This is a genomic window from Streptomyces sp. LS-MS-L19, assembly GCF_058382285.1.
Window position 1 is genome coordinate 8,337,595 of record NZ_JBYCLL010000001.1, and the last position, 23,352, is coordinate 8,360,946.

Genomic DNA, 23,352 nt, shown 5'->3' on the forward strand with positions numbered 1-23,352 from the left:
GCCGACGAGGAGCCCGAAGTGAACGACACCGCGCCGCGTCCCACGTTGGAGGCCGTGGCCGCTCGGGCCGGGGTCTCCCGGGCCACCGTGTCCCGGGTGGTGAACGGTGGGGACGGGGTCAGGGAGCCGCTGGTGGAGCGGGTGCGCAAGGCCGTGGAGGAGCTCGGCTACGTGCCCAACCAGGCCGCCCGCAGCCTCGTCACCCGGCGGCACCACGCCGTCGCCGTCGTCGTCGCCGAACCCGAGAGCCGGGTCTTCGCCGACCCCTTCTTCGCCCTGCAACTCAGGGGGATCAGCAAGGAGCTCACGGCCCAGGACAACCAGCTCGTCCTGCTGCTCACCGAGGGCCGCGACGACCACACCCGCGTCGCGCGCTACCTGGCCGGAGGGCACGTCGACGGCGCGCTCGTCTTCTCCCTGCACCTCGACGACCCGCTGCCCGGACTGATCCAACGGGCCGGTGTCCCCACGGTGTTCGGCGGGCGGCCCGGCTGGAGCGACGGCACGGCGGACGCCGTGTACGTCGACAGCGACAACCGCGGCGGTGCCCGCGACGCCGTACGGCACCTGCTCGGCCTCGGCCGCACCCGCGTCGCGCACATCAGCGGCCCCCTCGACCAGACCTCCGCGGTGGACCGGCTCGACGGCTACCGGGAGGTCATGGGGGACGACGGTCCGGAGCTCGTCGTGCCGGGCGACTTCACCCCCGCCGGCGGCGAGCGGGCGATGCGGGAACTCCTCGACCGGTGCCCCGACCTGGACGCGGTCTTCGCGGCCAACGACCTCACCGCCTCCGGCGCCCTGCGCGTGCTGCGCGAACGCGGGCGCCGGGTGCCCGAGGACGTGGCCGTGATCGGCTTCGACGACATGCTGCCGGTCGCCGAGCAGACCGATCCGCCCCTGACGACGGTCCGTCAGGACATAGAGGAGATGGGGCGGTTGATGGCCCGCCTGCTGCTGCGAAGCCTCGACCCCGGGCACGCGGACGCCGCACCGGCCGGTGTCGTGCTCCCCACCACGCTGGTGCGGCGCGCCTCGGCGTGACGCCCGTCCCCGGTACGCCTCTCGCCCCTAGGACTGCTGCGGCTCGCTCTTGATCACCGCGAAGCGGGCGCCGTAGGGGTCGGCCAGCTTGGCGATCCGTCCGACACCCGGCACGTCGGTGGCGGGCAGCCGGACGCCGCCGCCCAGCCGCTGGGCCTTCGCGACCGTCTCGTCGGTGTCGGTGACCTCGAAGTACGGCATCCAGTACGCCCCCGCCTCGGCCTCCAGCGGGTCGTCGGCCAGCGGGACGATGCCGCCGAACATGGCGTCCTCGCCCTGACCGTCCGGCAGGACCGTCGTGTACGTGCCGCCGGGGAACTCGACCCCGTAGGTCTCCAGGCCGAGCGCCGCGCGGTAGAAGTAGGCGGCCATCGGCAGGTCGGCGGTGTACAGCTCGACCCAGCACAGCGTGCCCGGTTCCTGGGTGACGTCCAGGCCCTTGTTCCGGCCGGGCTGCCAGATGCCGAAGGACACGCCGGCCTTGTCCGCGAGGATCGCCATGCGGCCCTGGTCCATCACGTCCATGGGCTGCATCAGCACCGAGCCGTGCGCCTGTTCGGCCGCCTTCGCGGTGGCGTCCGCGTCCGGGGTCTGGAAGTACACGGTCCAGGAGGGCGGGCCCTGGTCCGGGGCGGTCTGCATACCGGCGGCGGCGGTCCGGCCGCCGAGCTGGAAGAAGCCGTAACCGCCCGCTTCCGGCGGGCCCGGCCGGAACTCCCAGCCGAACAGGCCGCCGTAGAAGGAAGTGGCGCCGTCGATGTCGGGGGTGCCGAGGTCGATCCAGTTCGGAGCGCCGGTGACATAACGGGTCGTGAGCATCATTGCCCTCCTCGAGGGGTCCCGTTGCCTGCACTGCCGAGTCTTGCACCGCCCACTGACAATCGCCGCCGGGACGCCGAGAACATGTCACCGACACCTCCCCGAGGCCGGCGCCCGCACGACCGCACGCCGGGCCCACCCGTTCCGCGCGCCGCCGTGCGCGCGGGTGTCCGGGGGAGGACCATCGAGGCGGCCCGGGGGCCATGAACGGCGCCGTTGATCCCGCGTTGATCGAACGTTTTTCGCGGCCCGGCACGCTCTCGGCCATGCACACCGACACCATCACCCCGGCCGACCCCGCCTGGCAGGCGCAGGCGCTGTGCGCACAGACCGGGGCGGACTTCTTCTTTCCCGAGCCGGGCAGTTCGGTACGGGAGGCCAAGCGCATCTGCGGTATGTGCGAGATGCGCTCGGCCTGCCTCGAGTACGCCCTGGCCAACGACGAACGCTTCGGCGTCTGGGGCGGCCTCTCCGAGAAGGAGCGGCTGGCGATCAGGCGCGTGGAAAACCGATGAGCGGACCGGCCGGGAGTGCGGCTAGGATCCCGGAGCGCACCCGGGCGTAGCGCAGCGGCAGGCGCGTCGCCTTGCCCAGGCGAACACATCGGTTCGAATCCGGTCCCCGGGCTGCGTCCCGGGCCCTGTGGAGCAGAGGCAGACTCGCCGCCCTCTCAAGGCGGATACGCCGGTTCGAATCCGGCCGGGGCCCATGGCACAGGGGTCGGTAGCGCGGTGGCAGGCGCACCTTCATCGCATGAAGGGAACGTCGGTTCGAATCCGACCCGGCCCGCGGCAGGGCACGAACGGGGGCGGGACGCATGGGTGACGTGATCGACGAGGACGAGCTGGCCGCCTTCCACCGCACGGTCGGCAGGCTGCGCGAGCTGCCCGTCGACGACCCCGTGCGGCTGCGCGCCGAGCAGGTCGCCGCGTCCTTCGCCCGCGACGGACGGCTGCGCCGCCGCAAGGCGCGGGGCGTCGAGACGGCCGCCGCGGACGCCGACGCGATGGCGGCCACCGCGACCGGCGCCGCCGACCGGCGCGAGGACGCGCCGCTGGCCGTGTCGGGCGACGCGGGCGTCTTCCGCAAGCCGCGCAGTTGCTATGTCTGCAAGTCGTCCTATCGACAGGTCGACGCGTTCTACCACCGCCTCTGCCCCTCCTGCGCCGCCTACAACACCGCCCGCCGCGCTCTGACCACCGACCTCGCGGGTCGCCGCGCGCTGCTCACCGGCGGTCGCGTGAAGATCGGCTTCCAGCTGGCCCTGATGATGCTCCGCGACGGCGCGGAACTCCTGGTGACCAGCCGCTTCCCGCACGACACCGTGCGCCGCTTCCGGGCCGAGCCGGGCAGCGAGCAGTGGCTGCACCGGCTGACCGTGATCGCCGTCGACCTGCGCGACCCGCGCCAGGTGCTGGGCCTGTGCGAGGAACTGCGCCGGGAGGGCCATCCCCTGGACATCCTCGTCAACAACGCCGCACAGACCGTACGCCGACCGCCCGAGTCGTACGCCCTCCTCGCCGCCGGAGAGCGGGACGCGTTGCCCGAGGGGGCACGGCGGGCGCCCGGCTTCGCCTCGATGCGGATGCTGGAGGGCGGCGCCGCGTCCCTGCCGGTAGCGCTGCGCGAGGCCGACGAGGCCGGACTGCTGCCCGATCCGTCCCCGGAGAACTCCTGGTCGGCCCGGCTCGGCGCGCTCGACCCGGCCGAGGTCCTGGAGACCCAGCTCGTGAACGCGCTCGCGCCGGCGCTGCTGTGCGACCGGCTGCTGCCCCTGCTGCTGGCCTCCCCGCACCCGCGCCGGTACGTCGTCAACGTGACGGCCGTCGAGGGCCGTTTCGCCGTCCGCAACAAGATGGCGGGCCACCCGCACACCAACATGGCCAAGGCCGCCCTCAACATGCTCACCCGCACGAGCGCCGCCGAACTCGCCGACCAGGGCGTGCACATGTGCGCCGTCGACACCGGCTGGATCACCGACGAGAACCCGGCGCCGAAGAAGGAGCGGATGGCCCGTGCCGGGTTCCGTACGCCGCTGGACATCGTGGACGGGGCGGCCCGCGTGTACGACCCGATCGTGCGCGGCGAGGCGGGCGACCCCGTGTCCGGGGTGTTCCTCAAGGACTACCGGGAGGCGGAGTGGTGAGCGCGGACGACGAGGGAGCGGGGGCCCGCTTCGCGGGAGTGCCGTACGTCGTACCGCGCCCGGCCGCCGAACTCGCCCCGCTCCTCGACTGGTTGCGGGCCGGGCGGCCGGTGGGGGAGCGGCTCGACTTCGCGGCGGGTACGGCGCTGCCCGACGGGCGGCTCGACCTGTGCAAGCAGGCCCTGGGCGCCGAGGGCGCGGCGATGGTCGCCGACGCGCTGTCCCAAGGGCCTTCTCCGGTACGGCACCTGCTGCTGGGCACCGACGCGCTGGGCGACGACGGGGCCGCCGCGGTGGCCGGGGCGGGCACCGGGGTCGAGACCCTCTACCTCGGCTGCAACGGCGTCACCGAGGGCGGCGCCTGCCGGATCGCCGACCAGCTGCGGGCCTCGCCGCAGGTCGTCACGGGGGTGTGGCTCAAGCGCAACCCGCTCGGCGGCGGAGGCGGTTGGGCGGCCGCCGAACTCATCGACGCGGCACGGTCGTTGCGGACCCTGGACCTCGTCCAGACCGGGCTCGACGCGGCCGGTGCCGCTGTCCTGGCCGACGCGCTGTCCGCCGCGGCCGGGAACGGCCGGCGGATCGAGCGGCTGTTCGTCGGCGGGAACCCGCTGGGGGAGGCCGGGGCGCGATCGCTCGCCGAGGTGATCGCGGCGGGCGCGGTCGACGAACTGTACGTGTCCGCGGCCCGGTTGGGCGACGGCGGCGCGCTCTGCCTCGCGGCGGCGCTGGAGCGGGCGCCGCAGGGACGGCTCACCCGGCTGTCCGTCGCGAGCAACGGCATCGGTCCGACGGCCGCGGCCCGACTGGTCGCGGCGGCGACAGCGGCCGGGGTGCACCTGCTGGACCTCGGCCGGGTGCGGGCGGCGGCCGTGCTCGGCGCTGCGGACAACCGGGTGGACCTGGCGGCCGCCGAGGCGATCGCGGACGTCCTCGCGAGCACCCCCGGGCACCGGCTCGCCCACCTGATCCTCACCCACACCAGCATGCGCAGCCGCGAGGCGCACCGCCTCCTGGACACGGCCCCTCGTGCCACCACCGCCACCCGCTTCGTCCTGGGCCAGGGCATCGCCGCCAGCGTCAAACGCCGCCTCGCCGCCCACAGTGCCCACATCCCGCCCCCGTCGGTCCCGGCCGACGTGGCGGCCGTACGCAGCGTGCACCGGACCCGGCCGAAGGGCGCCGCTGACTGACCCGTGGGCCCGCCGCTCGCGACGGGGACGCGGCACCGGTGCCGCGGTCAGCGGGCCATCGCCATGAACACCTCCGTCCAGAAGCGCTGTTGCTGCGCCGACGCGCCCACCAGATAGGTCGCCCGGAGCTTCGCGGGCAGCAGGGCGACGAGACGGGTCACGGCCTCGCGGTGCTTGCGCAGCTGCGACAACTCCGCGTTGGCGAGGATCTGGTGGACGACGTCGCTGTCGTCGCCGCCCTCCGAGGACTGGCCGGCGGCGCGGCGCAGCCGGTTCTCCCAGGCGGCGACGTCCCGTGCGAGCTCGCGCAGACCCGTGACCGGACGGCCCCGGAAGCGGTCGATCAGCGCGGTGAGCGGGACCGGCGCGTACTCGCCGTCGCCGAGATACACCGTGCCCATCTCCAGCGGCAGCCCGCGCCGGTGCAGCTTGATCAGCCGCTCCAGCGTGCGCTTGGTGATCCAGGCCCGCCCCTCGTCGTCGATGTCGTGCTTCCACCACTCCAGGACCGTCTCGGCGTCCGAGCCGTACCGGGCCAGCAGCCACTCGTTGGCCGGTATGTCCTCGGGCTCGACCTGGAGCGAGGCCGTGAACCGGGTCGCCTGCGCGATGTTGTTGCGCGCCACCAGCATCTTGCGGCCCAGGTGGTACGGCGGATTCTGCACCGCGATCTGCGCCCGCAGGTTCTCGATCCGCCGCCCGGCCAGCGACCACTCCTGCGTGATCTCCATGAGCTTGGCGAACGCGGCCCTGTCCTTGGGCCGGTTGTACTCGTCCCACACGATCGCCTTGGGCTCGGGCCCGGTGAACTTCGCGGCCAGCAGGTTGTCGAGGGTGCCGTCGGCCGACGGGATCGGCGCGCACAGGTCCTCGACGTTGGTCACCGGGAGCGAGAAGTACAGCGGCTCCCGGCCCAGCCCCGCACGGACCGTCTCCCGCACCAGCTCCGTCTTGCCGCAGCCCGGCGGGCCCTGGAGCAGCACCGTCCAGCGGTTCCGCAGCGCGGCCCGCACGACCTGCCGTACGGGGTCGGGGATCGCCGCGGGGTTGGGCACGCCGAGCGACCGCGCGACGCGGTCCAGGATCTCCGCCGTACGGTTCTGCCCCGGTCTGCCGTCCCGGCCCGGCTCGGCGAGCCGCAGCCGCTCCCCGTCGACCAGCGGCAGGCCCCAGCGCAGCGGGAAGCCCTCACGCGCGTTCGCCAGGACGTGGTCGAGGGTGCGCGGGGACAGCAGCTCGCGCAGGGTGGGGGAGAGCGACGCCCACAGCGAGAACACCGGACGCAGGTCCCACGGGCGGTACTTGGCCGCCAGGTGCCGCCGCCACGAGGTGTCGTTCGCCGTGATCCGCAACGTCACCATGCGGTCCAGGAGCGCGAGGTCGCTGCGCCGGGCCGAGGTCTCGGCCAGCGACTCGTTGTCCGTGAGGAAGACGCCGACGCAGCCGAGCGCCCGCAGATCGTGCTCCCCGAGCGTCCAGTTGCAGGCGATCTGCATCAGCTGCGACTGGATCGTCTCGCCCGCCTGCAGCGAGTCGTCGATGAGCAGCACGAACGGCCGACCCGGCTTGAGCTGGCTCATCACCAGCTGGCGCAGGACCAGTTCACCGCTCTGCGGGTCGCGCACCGGCGCGTTGACCAGCAGGTCGTCCGGGGTGAGGTTCGCCGCGGGCACGTACACCAGCGTGGCGTCCGGGTACGTGCGGCCGATGTGCGAGAAGAACGTCGCCGTCTTGCCGATGCCGTGCTCGCCGAAGATCTGCCCCGTCTGCCCCATGTCGATCATCGCGTCGATGAAGGACTCCAGCCGGGAGGCCGTCAACTGCTCCGTGTCCGTTGTCATTTACCGCGATCCTGTGGTGACGCGATGGCAGTCCATCGCCGGGGTGTGCGTCTCGGGCCACTCATGGCCGCCCTCCGTGATCAGCCAGATCCACTTGTCCGGCTCGGCGGGCGTGATCGGTGGGGCGTAGCCGTCGGTGAGCATCACGACGGCGTCCGGGGTGACGTCGAAGCGCCGTCCGTCGACCTCCGTGCGGCCCTCCACGTAGTCGGCGACCACCTGGAAGCTCGTGCCGCCTCCGCCGTGCACCCGCTCACCGGGCTTGAACGGCATCACCACGGCGTCGAAGGAGAGCCAGTGCGCCTCGACGCCGTCGATCCGCCCCACGAGCCGGGTGAGCCACTCGACGACGTGGTCCGGCATGGAGCCCGAGGTGTCGTACGCGAGGACCAGCACCTTCTCCCGCACCGGGCCGCGCCGCGAGAGCATCGGGTCCTGGCCGAGAGCGGCGAGCAGCGCGCCCCGCTTCTTCGGGTACACCAGCCGCTCGCCGTCGCGGAGTCTGGAGCCGAGCACGTCGACGAGCCAGCGCTGCCACCAGTCGACCGTACGCGTGCGTGTGGTCTCGCCGCGCAGGGCGCCCGCGCCCAGGCTGCCCCAGATCCGCGCGGCCCGGGTGTTGCCGTCCTCGGTGCGGCCCATCAGGTCGAGCAGCTCGCGCTCCGCGCCCGCGTGCCCCCGGCGGGCCGCCAGCAGGGAGTTGAGCAGCGCCGAGGAGGCGACCGCGTCGACGGTCTCCTGGTCGGCCGGGACGCCGCCTTCCCGCAGGTGCACGCACAGCCGCGGCTCGGGGACGGGCGGGTGGTGCATGCGCTTCAGCTCGCCGTACACCCGCATGTCCGTCTCGGTGAACGTCTCGTACGGCACCGGCTCCAGGCCGTGTCCCGTCAGGTCGAGGACGTAGGCGTCGTACACCTCGCGAGGGTCGACGCCCGTCGGGCGGCCGTCGTACAAGGGCAGCTCCCGCCGGTCCAGCCGGACCAGCGCCACATGGTTGACGGACACCTCGCAGGCCAGCTCGAACACCGGGTCCGCGCGCAGCTCGGGGTCGGTGAACAGGTGCCGCTGCACGAGGTGCCGGGCCTCGTGGAACAGCACGAACTTGACGCCGTCCAGGCCGAGGGCGACGAAGAAGTCCGGGTTGTACAGCAGCAGGCAGGAGCCGTCGCCGGAAGCCACCACGGCCGCCGTGTCGACCGCGGTCGTCGGGATCTGGTGCCGGCACTTGACGTACAGCCAGGACGCCACCGCCGATTCGGTCAGCCCGAAGTCCAGCAGCGCGGCCTCCTTCAGCCGCCGCGCCTCCTCGACCACCGCCGCGTCCGCCGGGCGGTACCGCTCCAGCGCCCTGCGGTCGGCCAGGTCGACCACCGGGACACGCCGCCCCCGCTCTCCGTACGCCATGCCGAGCCCCCCCGTACCGAAATCCCCCGTGCCTCATTGGTAGCAGCGCCCACTGACAACCGGCCAGCGCATTACGCTCGGGGACCAAGGGCGGGGCCGTAGCGCAGAGGCAGTCGCACCGGTCTCCAAAACCGGGTCACGCTGGTTCGAATCCAGCCGCCCCGCCCCCCTGCCTGCCTGCCGGCAAGGTCAGGCGTTCGCGCCCGTCTTCTTCCGCAAGGTCAGGCGATCGCGCCCGCCGTCATGATCAGTTCCGGCGCCGTGCCGTGGTACGTGTCGAGGAGTTGTGCGAGGACCGCCCAGGCCTCCTCGCGGTCGCCCAGGTGGTCGCGCACGAGGGGACGCAGGGCGTCCTCGGCCTCGCGGACGCGCGCGGGGAACAGAGCCGGGCCCAGGGACAGCACCTTCAGCACCTGCGCGGCCGGTCCGTGCGCGGTCGCGTACACCCCGGGACCGGCCAGGACTCCCGCCTGCCGGACACGGTGGTCGAACTTGGGGTGGCTGCCGAACTGCGCGCGCAGCGCGGGCGGGCAGTCCGGACGCACGGCGAGGGCCCAGCGGGCGTAACCGGGCAGGGGCCGCTCGCGGTCGGCCGCGGTGACCGTCCGCCAGTCGCCGTGCCCCAGCACCATGGACGCGGCGATCCTGGCCGGGCCCATGGCGGTGGCCGCCCGCAACGCGCCGACGAGCCCCCGCGCCACGACGGCCTGCGGCACCTCGGGCTCGTCCGCGTACTTGCGCAGACCGATGTCCACGGAAAGAGGCCCCTTGCGGCCCGGACCGAACGGCACACCCCGCAGCACCGCCCGCCGCAACGTCGGGTCGGCCGAAGGGTGCGCGTACACGGCCGCGTTGAGCTCGGGGTCGTCCTCCTCCAGGATCCACACCAGCACGGAGGAGGGGACCGCGGTCAGCTTCAGAACGGCTTGGGCGACCCGGCGTCGGTTGCCGCCCGGTCGCGGCGCGCCGATCCGCCGCCGTATCCGGGCGGCGGGGTCGGCGTCGATCAGGTCCAGCAGGAAGCCGACGGCCCGCTGATCCGTGCTGCTGTCACGCATGGCCGCATGATGCCGCAGGCGGCGGACGGCCTGCACCGGATATTCGGCACACCGTCCCGGAGGGCGTCAGGCCCCCGCGCGAGCCGCCATCCGCGCCTTGCGGGCCGCGAGCTTCTCGTCGAACTTCAGGGCCTCGGCGTCCAGGCCGCCCATGAACAGACCGAGTTCGTCCTGGGCCTGCTGCCCCTCGGGGCCGAGCCCGTCGATCTCCATGACCTTCAGGAAGCGCAGGACGGGCTGGAGCACGTCGTCGTGGTGGATGCGCATGTTGTAGATCTCGCCGATCGCCATCTGCGCGGCGGCCCGCTCGAAGCCGGGCATGCCGTGACCGGGCATCCGGAAGTTCACGATGACGTCCCGCACCGCCATCATCGTCAGGTCGGGCGCCAGCTCGAAGGCCGCCTTCAGCAGGTTCCGGTAGAACACCATGTGCAGGTTCTCGTCGGTCGCGATGCGCGCCAGCATGCGGTCGCAGACCGGGTCGCCGGACTGGTGGCCGGTGTTGCGGTGCGAGACCCGGGTGGCGAGCTCCTGGAAGGCCACGTAGGCCACCGAGTGCAGCATCGAGTGACGGTTGTCCGACTCGAAGCCCTCGCTCATGTGGGCCATCCGGAACTGCTCCAGCTTGTCCGGGTCCACCGCGCGCGAGGTGAGCAGGTAGTCACGCATCACGATGCCGTGCCGGCCCTCCTCGGCGGTCCAGCGGTGCACCCAGGTGCCCCAGGCGCCGTCACGGCCGAAGAGCGAGGCGATCTCGTGGTGGTAGCTGGGGAGGTTGTCCTCGGTGAGCAGGTTCACCACCAGGGCGATCCGGCCGATCTCGGTGACCTTGGACTGCTCCTTGTCCCAGGCCTCGCCGTCCTCGAAGAAACCGGGGAAGTTGCGGCCGTCGCTCCACGGCACGTACTCGTGCGGCATCCAGTCCTTGGTGACCTTCAGATGCCGGTTGAGTTCCTTCTCGACCACTTCCTCCAGCGCGTACAGCAGTCGCGCGTCGGTCCACTCGGAGGACGGGCTGCCGAGGTGAGGGGAAGTGATCGTCACAGGTACTCCAGGGGGACACGGCGATACGGGGGAGAGCCGGCGAGCGGTGCCGGGAACCTACGGAATCGTAGGCTACGAAACCGTAGGTTACGAGGCCGTAGGTTAAGAACGCCGTAAAGATCCCTGATCAGCGGTGTTTCCCGGGCGTGACAAGCTGCTCGGGAAGCGCAGGTCCGGGGCTGTTGGAGTGGTGCGATCACCCGGTCAGGCGTAGAGGTCCCGCAGCCGGACCGAGAGGCATGTCACACATCCTTCGAGCTTCTCGAACTCGCTGATGTCCACCACCACGGGCTCGAAGCCGAGATCGCCGAGCAGGTCGGCCGTCTTCGGCGCGCTCGCGGCCATCAGCACCTTGGGGCCGCCGAGCAGGACGACATGGGAGCCGGACTCCTCGGGCACCGACAGGAAGCGCGGGAAGAGCGAGGGCCGGTCCACCTTGGGGATGTGCCCGATGACGGTGCCGTCGGGCAGCGCCGTGACCGCCGACTTCAGGTGCAGCACCTTGCTCACCGGTACGACGACCACCTGGGCCCCCAGCGGCTCGAACGCGGCCCGCAGCTGCTGGACCCCGGCCGCGTTGGTGCGCCCGCCCCGGCCCACGTAGATCGTGTCACCGACCTTGAGGACGTCACCGCCGTCCAGGGTGCCGGGCTCCCAGATCCAGTTCACCGAGCAGCCGAGCCGGGCCACGGCCTCCTCGACGCCGACGGTCTCCGCGCGCCGGGACTCGGCCCCGGAGCGGGCGATCAGGGCGACGTTCTTGTACATGACCACGGTGTCCTCGACGAACACCGAGTCGGGGCAGTCCTCCTCGGGGTCCACCTCGACGGTCTCCCAGCCGTGCGCGCGCAGGGCCTCGACGTACGCCTCCCACTGTTCGAGCGCGAGGTCGACGTCGACCTTCTCCCGCTCGATGTGCGTCACCAGGCCTTCGGCGAGACGCGGACCGGGGCGGCGGACGAGGGCCTTCTTGCTGGGCACGAGGGAACTCCGTATCGGCGGGACAGGGGCGGTGCCCGTGACGGGCGCCGGTCAGCCATCATGCAGGCCCGGTCCGTGTCGACAAAACCCCCCGCGTCAGGCTGTGGCCCTCCTGAGACGCGCCGCCCCTCACGAGCGCCGTCGCGCCGCACGCGCGCGTGCCGCGTCGTGCGCCTCCCGCAGCAGGCGTACGACGGTCCCCGTGGTCCGCTCGCCCGGGTTCACGACGCAGATCCAGCCGAGGGCGCCGTAGACCGGATGCGGCAGCAGCACGTCGGCGGCCGCGGGGTCGTCCTCCGGTCCGAGGAGGGCCGGGACCGCCTTACGGCCGACCTGGACGTTGACCCGCCAGCGGCCCGGCGGGTCCAGGTCCGAGGCGGTGTCGCCCGGGTGGTCCTTGGTGACGATCGTCCCGTACGGCTGGGTGTTCCGGGGCATCTCGCCGTCGGGGGCGTAGTAGAAGAACGCGTCGCCCCACGCGATCTCGGGGGAGTCCCCACCAGGCTCCGGGACGACCACGAGGGCCCCGTCGAAGCCGCGCACGGTCGCGATGATCTGCTCCATACTCATGGTTCAAGCGTGACCTTCAAGTGCTCATGTGGGGTTGGCCGGTGCGGACCGTCGATGTCGCCAAGGAGTCCGGGTACTCGGTGCAGCAGGTGCGCGATCTGGAGCGGCTGGGGGTCCTGCCGCCCGCCGCGCGGTCGGGGAACGGCTACCGCTCCTACACGACGACCCATGTGCACGCCCTGCGCGCCTACCGAGGGCTCGCGGAAGCCGTGGGGCCCGTGGAGGCCCGGCGCCTGCTCGCCGAACTGCGGACGGGGACGCTCACGGAGGCGGCCGCGGCGGTGGACGAGGTCCACGCCCGGCTCGCGCGGGAACGCGACGAGACACTGCGTGCGCAACGGGCGCTGCGCACCATCCGGAGGGAAGAGGCCGTCCGGAGCGGAGCGGCCGTCCGGAGCGGAGAGGGCGTAGCGGCCGTCCGAGACCAAGCGGCCGTCCGGGGCGACGACCACATGACGATCACCCAGCTCGCGGAGGCCCTCGGCGTGCGGTCCTCGACGCTGCGGTTCTGGGAGGACGAGGGCCTGGTGTGTCCGGAGCGGGTGACCACCCTGCGGGCGCGCCGCTACGGCCCCGAGGCGATCGGCGCGGCCCGCGTCGTCGTCGCCCTGCGCGCCGGCGGCTACGGCATCCCGGCCGTGCGCGAGATCATGGGCGCGCTGGGCGACCTCGACGGCCTGGAGGACGCCCGGCGTGTCCTCCAGGCCCGGCTGGACCGGATCGCCGCCCGGAGCGTGGCGCTGCTCCGGGCGGGCACGGACCTCGCGACCGTCGTGGACGCTACGCCGAGAACTCCAGGTCGTCCGGGGTGATCTCTCGCAGCTCGCCGTCCAGCATCAGCCAGCGGGTGATGCCGAGCGACTCCAGGAACGGCAGGTCGTGGCTGGCCACGACCAGCGCGCCCTCGTACGACTCCAGGGCCGTGGTCAGCTGCCGCACGCTCGCCATGTCGAGGTTGTTCGTCGGCTCGTCGAGCATGAGCAGCTGGGGTGCCGGCTCGGCCAGCATCAGCGCGGCCAGCGCCGCCCGGAAGCGTTCGCCGCCGGACAGCGTCGACGCCGGCTGGTCGGCCCGGGCGCCCCGGAACAGGAAGCGGGCGAGACGGGCCCGCACCCGGTTGTTGGTGGCGCCCGGCGCGAACCGGGCCACGTTCTCCGCGACCGACAGCTCGCCGTCGAGGACGTCCAGACGCTGGGGCAGGAAACGGAGCGGGACGTGGGCCGTGGCCTCGCCCGACACCGCCTCCAGCTCCCCGGCGATGGTGCGCAGCAGCGTCGTCTTGCCCGCGCCGTTGCGCCCGATCAGCGCCACCCGCTCGGGCCCCCGCAGGTCGAAGCCGCCCATGACCCGTGCGCCGTAGGCGAGTTCGAGGTCCATGAGGGTCAGGACCGTACGGCCCGGCGGAACGGCCGTGTACGGCAGGTCGACGCGGATCTCGTCGTCGTCCCGTACGGCCTCCACCGCCTCGTCCAGCCGGTCCTTCGCCTCCGAGAGCCGTTCCTCGTGCATGATGCGGTGCTTGCCCGCGGACTCCTGGGCCGCCCGCTTGCGTGCCCCCATGACGATCTTCGGCTCGCGCTTCTGCTCGAACATCTTCTGGCCGTACCGCTTGCGACGGGCCAACTTGACCTGGGCGTCGGCCAGTTCGCGCTTCTGCTTGCGGAAGTCGGACTCGGCGACGCGCACCATCCGTTCCGCCGCCTCCTGTTCGACGGCGAGGGCCTCCTCGTAGGCGGAGTAGTTGCCGCCGTACCAGGTGACCTCCCCGGCGCGCAGATCGGCGATCTGGTCGACCAGGTCGAGGAGTTCGCGGTCGTGGCTGACCACGACCATGACCCCCGGCCAGGAGGCGACGGCCGCGTACAGCCGCCTGCGGGCGTACAGGTCGAGGTTGTTGGTCGGTTCGTCGAGGAGCAGGACGTCCGGTCGGCGCAGCAGCAGCGCGGCAAGGCGCAGCAGCACCGACTCGCCGCCCGAGACCTCGCCGATCGTGCGGTCCAACCCGATGTGACCGAGGCCGAGTTCGCCGAGTGTCGCCAGGGCGCGCTCCTCGACGTCCCAGTCGTCGCCGACCGTCTCGAAGCGCTCCTCGGCCACGTCGCCGGCCTCGATGGCGTGCAGGGCGACGCGCCGCGCGGCGATGCCGAGCGCCTCGTCGACCTTCAGACGGGTGTCCATGGTGACGTTCTGCGGGAGGTAGCCGACCTCGCCCGCGACGCGGACGGTGCCTTCGGCCGGGGTGAGTTCACCGGCGATCAGCTTCAACAGGGTGGATTTCCCTGATCCGTTGACGCCGACGAGACCGGTACGGCCGGGGCCGAAGGCGATGTCCATGCCCTCGAAGACGGCAGTGCCGTCGGGCCAGGCGAAGGCGAGCGAGGTGCAGGTGATGGAAGCAGACACAAGAGTCTCCGCGGTTGCTCGAAGCGAGAAGGGGCAATCGCGTATCGAGACACCTGCGACCTACGGGAGACGAGGGAAACCGGGGGGCGCGGGAAGGGCCCTGCTCGTCGGGAACGGCTCGTGTGCCGAGGTCGCACGCAGCGCACACACCTCAGGTGTGTGACACGGTGTCTCAGGACCTCAGACGAGCAACGTCCTTCTCCGATCGACGGCAACAGAAGCGTTCTACAACGTACGAGGCGGCCGCGAGGCTGTCAACGAATTAACGGCCGACGAGTCAACGGCCGGAGAATCAACCGCCGAGAATCAACGGCCCGAAGTTCGAAGGAGGCCCCGTGACCGACGGCTCGCTCTCCCTGCCGGCCCGTCTCTACCTGCTGGCCTGGGACACCTCGAAGTCCGAGCTCACCGGTGCCGCGCAGGTCCCCCAGCTGGTCCGGGCCGGTGCCCTCGCCGAACTCGCCCAGCACGGTCTGCTCCTCGACGAGGACGGCATCGCGACGCCGGTCGACATGGACGCGTCCACCGGGGACCCGGTCCTGGACGGGCTCCTCGAACTGGTCCGCGAATCCCGCCCGCACCGGTGGCGGGCCTGGGTGACGCTGCACGCCCGGGTCACCCTGGACGCCGTACGGGAGCAGCTCACCGCGGGCGGATATCTGCGGGCCCGGAAGAAGCGGGCCCTCGGGCTCTTCCCCACGGTGGACCACGAACTGGCGCGACCGGCCGCGGTGGAGGCGCTCCAGGAGGAGGCGCGCCGGATCCTGCGCGGGCCGACCGCCGACCTGCCCGACCGGGACGCGGCCCTCGCCGCCCTCGCCGCAGCCGCCGAACTGCGCACCCTGCCGCCCCGCAAGGACCGCTACGACACCCACACCGAGCAACTGATCGAACACAGCGGCCCGGCGGCACCGGTCCTGCACAAGATCGTCCACGAGGTACGCGGGGCGACTACAGCGGCGAGGGTCGCCACAGGCGCCTGATCTGGAGGAGACTCTCCTGGGCGCTGGGCGCTGGGCGCTGGGCGCCGATGGCTGGGCCTGGAGCGGGTGCTACGTGCCGGGTGCCGTGCGGCGGATGACCGCCGTCGCCGCCGTCGTCGGCGTGCCGGTCGGCGTGGACTTCGAGAAGTGCGGTGCGCAGAACGCGACCGACGCCGAGGCGCCCCTGTCCGTCACCGCCCGGATCGACGCGCGGCACCGGGAAAACGATGCCACCCCGGTGCGGGCCGTCGCAGAACTCGCTGCGGGCGCCGACGCATCATCGCCCCCGGGGCCGTCGACCCGGAGACCCCGAAGCATCCCGTCGAGGGCGCGGACCGTCCGCTGAACTCCCGAACGTGCTCGACAAACCCCCGTCCCGGGCGACCTGGCCCTCCGCGTCACGCGGGAGCTGCTGGACGCGGGGACGTGCGGTGGGGCGGCCGACCTCAGTACGCGTCGCGCATCAGTTCCGCGAGGTCGTGGTCGAGGTCGAGCTGGAGGTGCTCCAGACCGCTCGGCACCAGCTCGTTCGTCGCCTCCAGGAACCGGCGCAGCTCGCCCGTGCGGACATGCACGACGGCCGTGCCCTCGGGGGCGTGGAACTCGAGAACGGTGCGGTCGTAGCCGTAGGGCCGCACCCGGACGTCGCCGTGGCCCTCGGGCTCGTGCAGACCGGTGGTGAGCAGCTCGCGGCTGAAGGTCCAGCAGACCTCGACGCCCTCCAGGGTGGCGGGCGCGGGGAAGGTCATGCGGACCGCGAACGGATCGCAGCGGTCGTAGTGCAATGTGGCGGGAATGCTCGGCATCCGCGGTGCCGCGGCGACGAGACGGGCCTCTACGGGCTGCTCGATGACGGTGGACAACGCCTTGCTCCCTTGTGACGGCTGGTGGGGCTCTCGGAGGGTGGGACGGGCAATGGAAGAGACGCCGGAATCGGCCAATCCGTGTACACGGGAGTCGAGTGACCTCTGTCACCGTCCCCGTGCACCGGTGTGATCCAGTCCCTCTCGCCTGCCCCGCGGGACACACGTGACACCCCGCGCACCGGTCCGCACACCGACGAGGGCATCTGGACGGCGCCGGGAGCGTGGACTAGCTTCGCCCGCCATGAGGCTCCTGGGGAACACGCGAGACAAGAGACGTACGGGTCTGACGCGCCGGACCGTCACCGCGGGCGTGGCGGCCGCGGCGGCGCTGGCCGCCCTGACCGCCGTACCGGCCGCGGCACACGGCCCGGACGGCCGTACGCCGCACTGGGAGCTCAAGGACAGCGGCGCCCCCGAGGCGCGCTTCCGGGGCCTCGCGGCCGTCAGCCGGAACACCGCCTGGGTGGCCGGCACCCAGGGCACCGTGCTGCGCACCACCGACGGCGGGGCGAGCTGGCGAAACGTCTCGCCCGCCGGGGCCGCCGAGCTCCAGTTCCGGGACATAGAGGCCTTCGACGCGCGCCGGGCCGTGGTGCTGGCCATCGGCGAGGGCGAGGCGTCCCGGGTGTACCGGACCGAGGACGGCGGAGCGACCTGGACCGAGTCCTTCCGCAACACCGACGCCAAGGCCTTCTACGACTGCCTCACCTTTTTCGACCGCCGCCACGGACTCGCCATGAGCGACCCGGTGGACGGGAAGTTCCGCATCCTGTCGACCGCGGACGGCGGCCGCTCCTGGAAGGTGCTGCCGAACAAGGGCATGCCGGCCGCGCTCGACGGCGAGGCGGGCTTCGCGGCGAGCGGTCAGTGCCTGGTGAGTTCGGGCCCGCGCGATGTCTGGCTGGCCACCGGAGGAGGCGCACGCGCGCGTGTACTGCACTCCGGAGACCGGGGCCTGACCTGGACGGCCTCCGACACGCCGATCCCCGGCGGCGCCTCGGCCAAGGGCGTCTTCGCGCTCGCCTTCCGGGACCGGGCGCACGGCCTCGCGGTCGGCGGCGACTACAACGCGGACCAGCCGTCCCCGCGCGCGGGCGCCCGTACGGCCGACGCCGGCCGCTCGTGGCAGCCCGCGGCCACCCCGCCGCCCGCCTACCGCTCCGGGGTCGCCTGGCTCCCGCACAGCCGCACCGCCGCCCTCGCGGTCGGCCCCACCGGCACCGACCTCACCACGGACGGCGGCCGGACCTGGCGGACCGTGGACACCGGCTCCTACGACACCGTGGACTGCGCGGCCGACGGCGGCTGCTGGGCCGCGGGCGAGAAGGGGCGGGTGGCTCGACTGGAGCACTGAGCGGCCGAATGTGGGTACCCGGTCGCCGACGGCGAAAGGAGTGGTCCCCCATGCCAGCCGGTTCGAACTCCAAGCGCGAGCGCCAGTACGAGCACATCAAGAAGAGTGCCGAGGACCGGGGCGAGAGCACCGGACGGGCCAAGGAGATCGCGGCCCGCACGGTCAACAAGGAACGCGCCCGCTCCGGTGAGTCCAAGACCGCCAGCCGCACCTCCACCCAGGACATGTCGTCCGGCAAGCGGGGCGGTCAGCGGTCCGGCAAGGGCTCCCAGGGCCCGACCTACGACCAGCTCTACGAGGAGGCCAAGCGCAAGGGCGTCAAGGGCCGTTCGGACATGAACAAGAGCCAGCTCCAGCGCGCCCTCGGCAACAAGGGCTGACCCCTCAGCCGGGCGTCTCCCGGTACGGCTCCAGCGCCGGGGCCGTCTTCGTCGCGGCGAACTCGGTGACGCGGTACGCGCACACCCCCGCCGTGACGAAGGGGTCGCCTGCGGTGATCTCCTCGATCCGCGCACGGTCCTCCGCGACGGCGATGATCACACCGCCGTCGCGGGTTTCTTGCGTCCCGACGCCAGGAAGACACCGCGCGCGTACTGCTCGTCCAGCCAGGCCACATGGGCCGGCAGCACGGCGTCCACGGCGTCGAGGGGCGCGGTGCAGGTCAGCTCCAGTACGAACATGATCGCGAGACTACGCCGCCCGGCCGTACCCTCGTCCCCACCATGACGACAGTGGACATTCCCGCGGGCTGGCCCGCGACCGAGGAGCAGGCCCGCGCGGTCCAGGACGAGTTGCGGGCCAGGACCGTCCTCGACGAACCGGGCCCGCCGCCCGGCACCGGCCATGTCACCGGGGTCGACGTGGCCTACGACGACGAACGGGACGTGGTCGCGGCGGCGGCCGTGGTGCTGGACGCGGCGACCCTGGAGGTCGTGGCCGAGGCGACCGCGGTGGGCCGGATCTCCTTCCCGTACGTCCCCGGCCTGCTCGCCTTCCGCGAGCTCCCCACCGTCCTCGCCGCCCTGGACGCCCTGCCGTGCCCGCCCGGCCTCGTCGTCTGCGACGGCTACGGCCTGGCCCACCCCCGCCGCTTCGGCCTCGCGAGCCACCTCGGCGTCCTCACCGGCCTGCCCACGATCGGCGTCGCCAAGAACCCGTTCACCTTCTCCTACGACGATCCCGGCGCCCGGCGCGGCGCGTGGGCGCCGCTCATGGCGGGCGCCGAGGAGGTCGGCCGGGCCCTGCGCACGCGCGAGGCGGTGAAGCCGGTCTTCGTCTCGGTCGGCCATCGCGTGAGCCTCGACACCGCCTGCGCCCACACCCTCGCGCTCACCCCGGCCTACCGGTTGCCGGAGACGACCCGCAGGGCGGACGCGCTGTGCCGGAAGGCGCTGCGGGAGGCGACTGCCTGACGACGCCTCAGGGGTACTGAGTACGTCGTCTGAGTATCTGTACGGATGTGCGGGCCCCGGCGCGATCGGCAGGCTGTCCCGCATGACGACGCACCGTATGACCCACCGTTCCCCCAAGCCCCTCGCCGACCCGAACCGGCCCGTCGAACGCGCCGTGACCGCCGCGCTGGTCCTCGGCGTGCTCGCGGGGCTCGGCTGGATCGCGGGGATGATCTACACGGTCGCGGGCTGGTCCTTCTGACACCGGGCCCGGTCCTGCTGAGGCGCGCTCACCTGGTCGCCGCCACCCGGAAGATGATCCCGGCCCGCTCCAGCCGCTCGATCAGCGCGTCCCCCATCGCCACCGCCGTCGTGACCTGACCGGAGGTCTCCGGCAGGTCGTCGAAGGCGAGGGACAGCGCCGACTCGGCGAACATCTTGGCCGTCTCGTCGTACCCCGGGTCGCCGCCCCGGACCTCGGTGAACACCCGCCGGCCACCGCCCTCGCCGACGAAGCGCACCGAGAACCAGCTCCTCGCCCGCTTCTCCGGGCTCGGCCCGTCACCCGGCCTGACCCGGCCGGACAGCCAGCGGCGCGCGGACGGCACCTGGGCCGCCGCGAACAGCGCCCCCACGGCCGCGACCCCACCCACCGCCATGGGAAGCCGTCGTACGGCCGCGTAGTGCCGGTAACGGAAGTCCGGGCCGTACCGCTCCAGGGCCTTCGCCGAGCGCCGCACGATCTGCGCGTCGATGGTCGGCAGCGGCAGGGCCCACGCGCCGACCTCCTGGGCGTAGCGCGGGGTGCCGGTCGGCGCGGTGGCCCGCCGGCCGACCAGCCGCGGCTCGTGCCGTCCGCGGTCCCGGGCGGCGGCGACCATCTGCCGGCCGCGCGCGAACTGGTTGAGCGCCGAGGCGAAGGTGCCGCCGGAGAACATGCCCTCCGCGGTCACGAACCCGTCGACGGTCAGCGGCACGCCCTCCGGCAGCTGCCGGACCGTGAAGTACGCGCCGAGGTCGTGCGGGATCGAGTCGAAGCCGCACGCGTGCACCAGCCGGGCGCCCGTCTCACGCGCGCGTGCGTCGTGCCGGACGTACATCAGGTCCACGAACTCCGGCTCCCCGGAGAGGTCGAGGTAGTCCGTCCCGGCGTCCGCGCAGGCGGCGACGAGCTCCTCGCCGTACGTCAGATAGGGGCCGACCGTGGTGGCCAGCACACGCGCGTGCCCGGCGAGGGCGCGCAGCGACTCCGGCTCCGAGACGTCGGCCGTGAGCACCCCGATGTCCGTGCCCCCGGGCAGCCGTTCGTGCAGCGCCCGCAGCTTCTCCTCGCTGCGTCCGGCGATCGCCCAGCGCAGACCGTCGGGGCCGTGCGCGGCGAGGTACTCCGCGGTGAGCGTGCCCGCGAAGCTCGTCGCTCCGAAGAGCACGATGTCGTAGGGACGGTCCGACTTCTTCAGCCTGCTCATGACACTCCTGGATCCCGCCGCACGCGCCGTTGTCGGTGGCCGAGGCTAGCGTGAGGGGTGCGGAGCCCGACGACGAGCCCGGAGGTGGGACGGTGGCCGTGCCCAGGAATGCCCTGAAGAAGTGGGAGAAAGTACGCGAGTTCGCGCTCGGGCTGCCGGGTGCCGAGCCCGCCGGGTACGGCCTCGGTAAGGCCGGCGGGGTGCGCGTGCCGCTCACGGAGAAGGGGCCCCCGCGGCCGACCTGCACTGCGACTGGGTCGAGGAGAGCTACCGCGTGATCGCCCCGAAACGGCTGGCCGCCGAGCTCGACGGGCGATGACGGGCCATGGCGGACGATGACGGGCGATGACGGACGACGGCCGGGCGACGACAGGCGCTGACCGGCCGATAATTGGCTAAGCGCTTGCTCGTTCGGGTCTTGTGCCCGCCGGGGAGCGTTCATAGCATCGCTGGTGTTACATCAGTTGTGTCACACCGAGGGGGCTGGATGACAACGGCACCGGAGCCCGGGCACGGCCCGCTCAGCGGCGTGCGCGTGGTCGAGCTGGCCGGTATCGGCCCTGGCCCGTTCGCCGCCATGCTCCTCGCCGACCTCGGGGCCGACGTGGTCCAGGTGTCCCGCCCGGGCGGTGCCGCGCTCGCGATCGACCCCGAGTACGACATCACCAACCGCAACAAGCGCTCGGTGGTCGTCGACCTGAAGGCACCGGACGGCCCCGCGCGCGTGCTCGACCTCGCGGCCCGCGCGGACATCCTCGTCGAGGGCAACCGCCCCGGGGTCGCCGAGCGGCTCGGCGTCGGCCCCGAGGACTGCCACGCCCGCAATCCCGCCCTCGTCTACGGCCGGATGACCGGCTGGGGCCAGGACGGCCCGCTGGCCCAGCGCGCCGGGCACGACATCGCGTACATCGCCCTCACCGGCACCCTCGGCATGATCGGCGAACCGGGCCGCCCTCCGGCCGCCCCCGCCAACCTCCTCGGCGACTACGCGGGCGGCGCCCTGTACCTCGTCGTCGGCGTCCTCGCCGCCCTGCACCACGCGCGCGCGACCGGCACCGGCCAGGTCGTCGACGCCGCCATCGTGGACGGCACCTCCCACCTCGCCGCGATGCTCCACGGCATGACGGCGGCGGGCGGCTGGCAGGACCGGCGCGGCGCCAACCTCCTCGACGGCGGCTGCCCGTACTACGGCACCTACGAGACCGCCGACGGCAGGTACATGGCGGTGGGCGCCCTGGAGCCGCAGTTCTACGACCTGTTCCTGGACCTGCTGGGCGTCACGGACTTCGCGGACGCCCGCAAGGACTGGACCCGCTGGGGCGACCTGCGCGAGGCGGTCGCCGCCCGCTTCACGTCCCGTACGCGAGACGAGTGGGCAGCCGTCTTCGAGGGCACCGACGCCTGCGTCGCACCCGTCCTGTCCCTGCGCGAGGCCCCCCACCACCCCCACCTCGCCGCCCGCGGCACCTTCACCGACCACGCCGGCATCACCCAGCCGGCGCCCGCACCCCGCTTCTCCGCCACCCCCACGGCCGTACGCACCGGACCCGCCCGGCCCGGCGCCGACACCGCGGAGGTGGCCCGCGACTGGGCCGTACCGGACCTCGTGACAGACCAGGAACTCCCGAAGGGCCCCGAATGAAGCGGCAGATCCTCGCCCCCGAACACGACGCGTTCCGCGAGACCGTGCGCGCCTTCCTGGCCAGGGAGGTGCTGCCGTACTACGAGCAGTGGGAGAAGGACGGCATCGTCTCCCGCGAGGCCTGGCGCGCGGCCGGCAAGCAGGGCCTGCTCGGGCTCGCCGTGCCCGAGGAGTACGGCGGGGGCGGCACCGACGACTTCCGCTACAGCGCGGTCCTCGCCGAGGAGTTCACGCGCGCGGGCGCCCCCGGCCTCGCCCTGGGCCTGCACAACGACATCATCGGGCCGTACCTCACCTCGCTCGCCACCGACGAGCAGAAGCGCCGCTGGCTGCCCGGCTTCTGCGACGGCTCCCTGATCACCGCCATCGCGATGACCGAGCCCGGCGCGGGCTCCGACCTCCAGGGCATCCGCACCCACGCGGAGGACCGGGGCGACCACTGGCTGCTGAACGGCTCCAAGACGTTCATCTCCAACGGCATCCTGGCCGACCTCGTGATCGTCGTCGCGAAGACGACCCCGGAGGGCGGGGCCCGCGGTCTCTCGCTGCTGGTCGTGGAACGCGGCACGGAAGGCTTCGAGCGCGGCCGCAACCTCGACAAGATCGGCCAGAAGGCCCAGGACACCGCCGAGCTGTTCTTTAACGACGTCCGCGTGCCCAAGGAGAACCTCCTCGGCGAGCTCCACGGCGCCTTCGGCCACCTGATGACCAATCTCGCCCAGGAGCGCCTGAGTATCGCCGTCTCCGCGATCGCCGCCGCCGAGCACCTCCTGGAGATCACCACCGAGTACGTCAGGGAGCGCGAGGCCTTCGGTCGGCCGCTCGCCACCAAGCAGCACATCCGGTTCGAGATAGCCGAGATGGCCACCGAGTGCGCCGTCACCCGGACGTTCGTCGACCGCTGCGTCGAGGACCACTCGGACGGGGGGCTGGACGCTGTCCACGCCTCCATGGCCAAGTGGTGGGCGACCGAGCTCCAGAAGCGGGTCGCCGACCGCTGCCTGCAACTGCACGGCGGCTACGGCTACATGAGCGAGTACCCGGTCGCCAAGGCCTTCACGGACGGCCGTATCCAGACCATCTACGGCGGCACGACCGAGATCATGAAGGAGATCATCGGCCGTTCCCTGCTGGGATGAAGACC

At 72.7% G+C, this 23,352-nt stretch carries 23 protein-coding genes, 4 tRNA genes and 2 pseudogenes; 18 read left to right on the forward strand and 11 right to left on the reverse strand.

What is annotated here, in order from left to right:
- Window positions 1–18: 18 nt before the first annotated feature.
- Window positions 19–1,044, forward strand: a complete 1,026-nt coding sequence (locus AC2XR2_RS37140) for a LacI family DNA-binding transcriptional regulator (protein WP_391194198.1) — start codon at window positions 19–21, stop codon at window positions 1,042–1,044.
- Window positions 1,045–1,071: 27 nt separating this feature from the next.
- On the opposite strand, the gene AC2XR2_RS37145 is transcribed toward AC2XR2_RS37140, so the two are convergent.
- Window positions 1,072–1,863 carry a VOC family protein gene (locus AC2XR2_RS37145; RefSeq protein ID WP_123765315.1) on the reverse strand — a complete coding sequence of 264 codons (792 nt, stop codon included), beginning with the start codon at window positions 1,861–1,863 and terminating at the stop codon, window positions 1,072–1,074.
- A 266-nt stretch (window positions 1,864–2,129) separates the two neighbouring features.
- On the opposite strand from AC2XR2_RS37145, the gene AC2XR2_RS37150 reads away from it, so the two are divergent.
- From AC2XR2_RS37150 to AC2XR2_RS37175, 6 genes are all read left to right on the forward strand, one after another.
- On the forward strand, window positions 2,130–2,378 hold the full coding sequence (locus AC2XR2_RS37150) for a WhiB family transcriptional regulator (protein ID WP_330263269.1): 249 nt from the start codon (window positions 2,130–2,132) through the stop codon (window positions 2,376–2,378).
- 39 nt (window positions 2,379–2,417) lie between these two features.
- Window positions 2,418–2,490 (forward strand) — tRNA-Gly (locus AC2XR2_RS37155).
- Window positions 2,491–2,499: 9 nt separating this feature from the next.
- A tRNA-Glu gene (locus tag AC2XR2_RS37160) sits at window positions 2,500–2,571 on the forward strand.
- Window positions 2,572–2,580: 9 nt separating this feature from the next.
- A tRNA-Ala gene (locus AC2XR2_RS37165) sits at window positions 2,581–2,652 on the forward strand.
- A 28-nt stretch (window positions 2,653–2,680) separates the two neighbouring features.
- Complete coding sequence (locus AC2XR2_RS37170; RefSeq protein WP_491517460.1) at window positions 2,681–4,009, forward strand: SDR family NAD(P)-dependent oxidoreductase; 1,329 nt, start codon at window positions 2,681–2,683, stop codon at window positions 4,007–4,009.
- The gene (locus tag AC2XR2_RS37175; protein WP_491517461.1) at window positions 4,006–5,202 is read left to right on the forward strand and encodes a leucine-rich repeat domain-containing protein; all 1,197 of its coding nucleotides are present in this window, start codon (window positions 4,006–4,008) and stop codon (window positions 5,200–5,202) included. The genes AC2XR2_RS37170 and AC2XR2_RS37175 overlap by 4 nt, the downstream gene beginning before the upstream one ends.
- Before the next feature lie 47 nt (window positions 5,203–5,249).
- Here AC2XR2_RS37175 and AC2XR2_RS37180 read toward each other — a convergent pair whose 3' ends face one another.
- Together AC2XR2_RS37180 and AC2XR2_RS37185 are read right to left on the reverse strand one after the other, a co-directional pair.
- Entirely contained in the window at window positions 5,250–7,043 is a 1,794-nt protein-coding gene (locus AC2XR2_RS37180) for an AAA family ATPase (protein ID WP_491517462.1), read from the reverse strand.
- A complete protein-coding gene (locus AC2XR2_RS37185; RefSeq protein ID WP_491517463.1) occupies window positions 7,044–8,447 on the reverse strand; it encodes a DUF2201 family putative metallopeptidase in 1,404 nt (467 codons plus the stop codon). It lies immediately after the preceding gene.
- A 90-nt stretch (window positions 8,448–8,537) separates the two neighbouring features.
- Between AC2XR2_RS37185 and AC2XR2_RS37190 the strand changes: the two genes are divergently transcribed.
- Window positions 8,538–8,613: transfer RNA gene (locus AC2XR2_RS37190), tRNA-Trp, on the forward strand.
- Between the two features lie 55 nt (window positions 8,614–8,668).
- Here the strand turns inward: AC2XR2_RS37190 and AC2XR2_RS37195 are convergent.
- The 4 genes from AC2XR2_RS37195 to AC2XR2_RS37210 all read right to left on the reverse strand — a co-directional run bounded on the left by AC2XR2_RS37195 (window position 8,669) and on the right by AC2XR2_RS37210 (window position 12,094).
- Window positions 8,669–9,505 (reverse strand): hypothetical protein, encoded by an 837-nt coding sequence (locus tag AC2XR2_RS37195; protein ID WP_491517464.1) that lies wholly within the window; start codon window positions 9,503–9,505, stop codon window positions 8,669–8,671.
- Between the two features lie 66 nt (window positions 9,506–9,571).
- The gene (locus AC2XR2_RS37200; protein WP_449350508.1) at window positions 9,572–10,549 is read right to left on the reverse strand and encodes an acyl-ACP desaturase; all 978 of its coding nucleotides are present in this window, start codon (window positions 10,547–10,549) and stop codon (window positions 9,572–9,574) included.
- Between the two features lie 204 nt (window positions 10,550–10,753).
- Window positions 10,754–11,530: a dimethylargininase gene (gene ddaH / locus AC2XR2_RS37205; RefSeq protein WP_391194209.1), complete on the reverse strand. Its 777-nt coding sequence runs from the start codon at window positions 11,528–11,530 to the stop codon at window positions 10,754–10,756.
- 129 nt (window positions 11,531–11,659) lie between these two features.
- Window positions 11,660–12,094, reverse strand: coding sequence for a DUF6194 family protein (locus tag AC2XR2_RS37210; RefSeq protein ID WP_491518566.1), 435 nt, complete (start codon window positions 12,092–12,094; stop codon window positions 11,660–11,662).
- 32 nt (window positions 12,095–12,126) lie between these two features.
- On the opposite strand from AC2XR2_RS37210, the gene AC2XR2_RS37215 reads away from it, so the two are divergent.
- A complete protein-coding gene (locus tag AC2XR2_RS37215; RefSeq protein WP_491517465.1) occupies window positions 12,127–12,912 on the forward strand; it encodes a MerR family transcriptional regulator in 786 nt (261 codons plus the stop codon).
- Here the strand turns inward: AC2XR2_RS37215 and AC2XR2_RS37220 are convergent.
- Entirely contained in the window at window positions 12,881–14,503 is a 1,623-nt protein-coding gene (locus AC2XR2_RS37220; protein ID WP_491517466.1) for an ABC-F family ATP-binding cassette domain-containing protein, read from the reverse strand. The genes AC2XR2_RS37215 and AC2XR2_RS37220 overlap by 32 nt on opposite strands.
- Window positions 14,504–14,838: 335 nt before the next feature.
- Between AC2XR2_RS37220 and AC2XR2_RS37225 the strand changes: the two genes are divergently transcribed.
- Window positions 14,839–15,486 (forward strand): GOLPH3/VPS74 family protein, encoded by a 648-nt coding sequence (locus AC2XR2_RS37225; RefSeq protein WP_491517467.1) that lies wholly within the window; start codon window positions 14,839–14,841, stop codon window positions 15,484–15,486.
- Between the two features lie 94 nt (window positions 15,487–15,580).
- Window positions 15,581–15,832: a hypothetical protein gene (locus AC2XR2_RS37230; protein ID WP_491517468.1), complete on the forward strand. Its 252-nt coding sequence runs from the start codon at window positions 15,581–15,583 to the stop codon at window positions 15,830–15,832.
- Between the two features lie 100 nt (window positions 15,833–15,932).
- Here the strand turns inward: AC2XR2_RS37230 and ssgD are convergent, their stop codons facing one another.
- On the reverse strand, window positions 15,933–16,349 hold the full coding sequence (gene ssgD, locus AC2XR2_RS37235; RefSeq protein WP_123764420.1) for a spore wall synthesis regulator SsgD: 417 nt from the start codon (window positions 16,347–16,349) through the stop codon (window positions 15,933–15,935).
- A gap of 244 nt (window positions 16,350–16,593) precedes the next feature.
- Here ssgD and AC2XR2_RS37240 point away from each other — a divergent pair, with 244 nt between their 5' ends.
- Complete coding sequence (locus AC2XR2_RS37240; protein WP_491517469.1) at window positions 16,594–17,706, forward strand: WD40/YVTN/BNR-like repeat-containing protein; 1,113 nt, start codon at window positions 16,594–16,596, stop codon at window positions 17,704–17,706.
- A 50-nt stretch (window positions 17,707–17,756) separates the two neighbouring features.
- A complete protein-coding gene (locus AC2XR2_RS37245; RefSeq protein WP_381296545.1) occupies window positions 17,757–18,086 on the forward strand; it encodes a plasmid stabilization protein in 330 nt (109 codons plus the stop codon).
- 4 nt (window positions 18,087–18,090) lie between these two features.
- On the opposite strand, the pseudogene AC2XR2_RS37250 reads toward AC2XR2_RS37245, so the two are convergent.
- Window positions 18,091–18,386, reverse strand: a pseudogene (locus AC2XR2_RS37250) (YciI family protein).
- A gap of 42 nt (window positions 18,387–18,428) precedes the next feature.
- Here AC2XR2_RS37250 and AC2XR2_RS37255 point away from each other — a divergent pair.
- Window positions 18,429–19,118, forward strand: a complete 690-nt coding sequence (locus AC2XR2_RS37255; RefSeq protein ID WP_491517470.1) for an endonuclease V — start codon at window positions 18,429–18,431, stop codon at window positions 19,116–19,118.
- Between the two features lie 82 nt (window positions 19,119–19,200).
- On the forward strand, window positions 19,201–19,359 hold the full coding sequence (gene mmpA / locus AC2XR2_RS37260) for a morphogenic membrane protein MmpA (RefSeq protein ID WP_086723806.1): 159 nt from the start codon (window positions 19,201–19,203) through the stop codon (window positions 19,357–19,359).
- Between the two features lie 28 nt (window positions 19,360–19,387).
- Here mmpA and AC2XR2_RS37265 read toward each other — a convergent pair whose 3' ends face one another.
- Entirely contained in the window at window positions 19,388–20,566 is a 1,179-nt protein-coding gene (locus tag AC2XR2_RS37265) for a saccharopine dehydrogenase family protein (RefSeq protein ID WP_491517471.1), read from the reverse strand.
- 92 nt (window positions 20,567–20,658) lie between these two features.
- On the opposite strand from AC2XR2_RS37265, the pseudogene AC2XR2_RS37270 reads away from it, so the two are divergent.
- From AC2XR2_RS37270 to AC2XR2_RS37280, 3 genes and pseudogenes are all read left to right on the forward strand, one after another.
- Window positions 20,659–20,885: pseudogene (locus AC2XR2_RS37270) on the forward strand (hypothetical protein).
- 168 nt (window positions 20,886–21,053) lie between these two features.
- Entirely contained in the window at window positions 21,054–22,208 is a 1,155-nt protein-coding gene (locus AC2XR2_RS37275) for a CaiB/BaiF CoA transferase family protein (RefSeq protein ID WP_491517472.1), read from the forward strand.
- Window positions 22,205–23,347 (forward strand): acyl-CoA dehydrogenase family protein, encoded by a 1,143-nt coding sequence (locus AC2XR2_RS37280; RefSeq protein ID WP_381296556.1) that lies wholly within the window; start codon window positions 22,205–22,207, stop codon window positions 23,345–23,347. The genes AC2XR2_RS37275 and AC2XR2_RS37280 overlap by 4 nt, the downstream gene beginning before the upstream one ends.
- Window positions 23,348–23,352 lie beyond the last annotated feature (5 nt).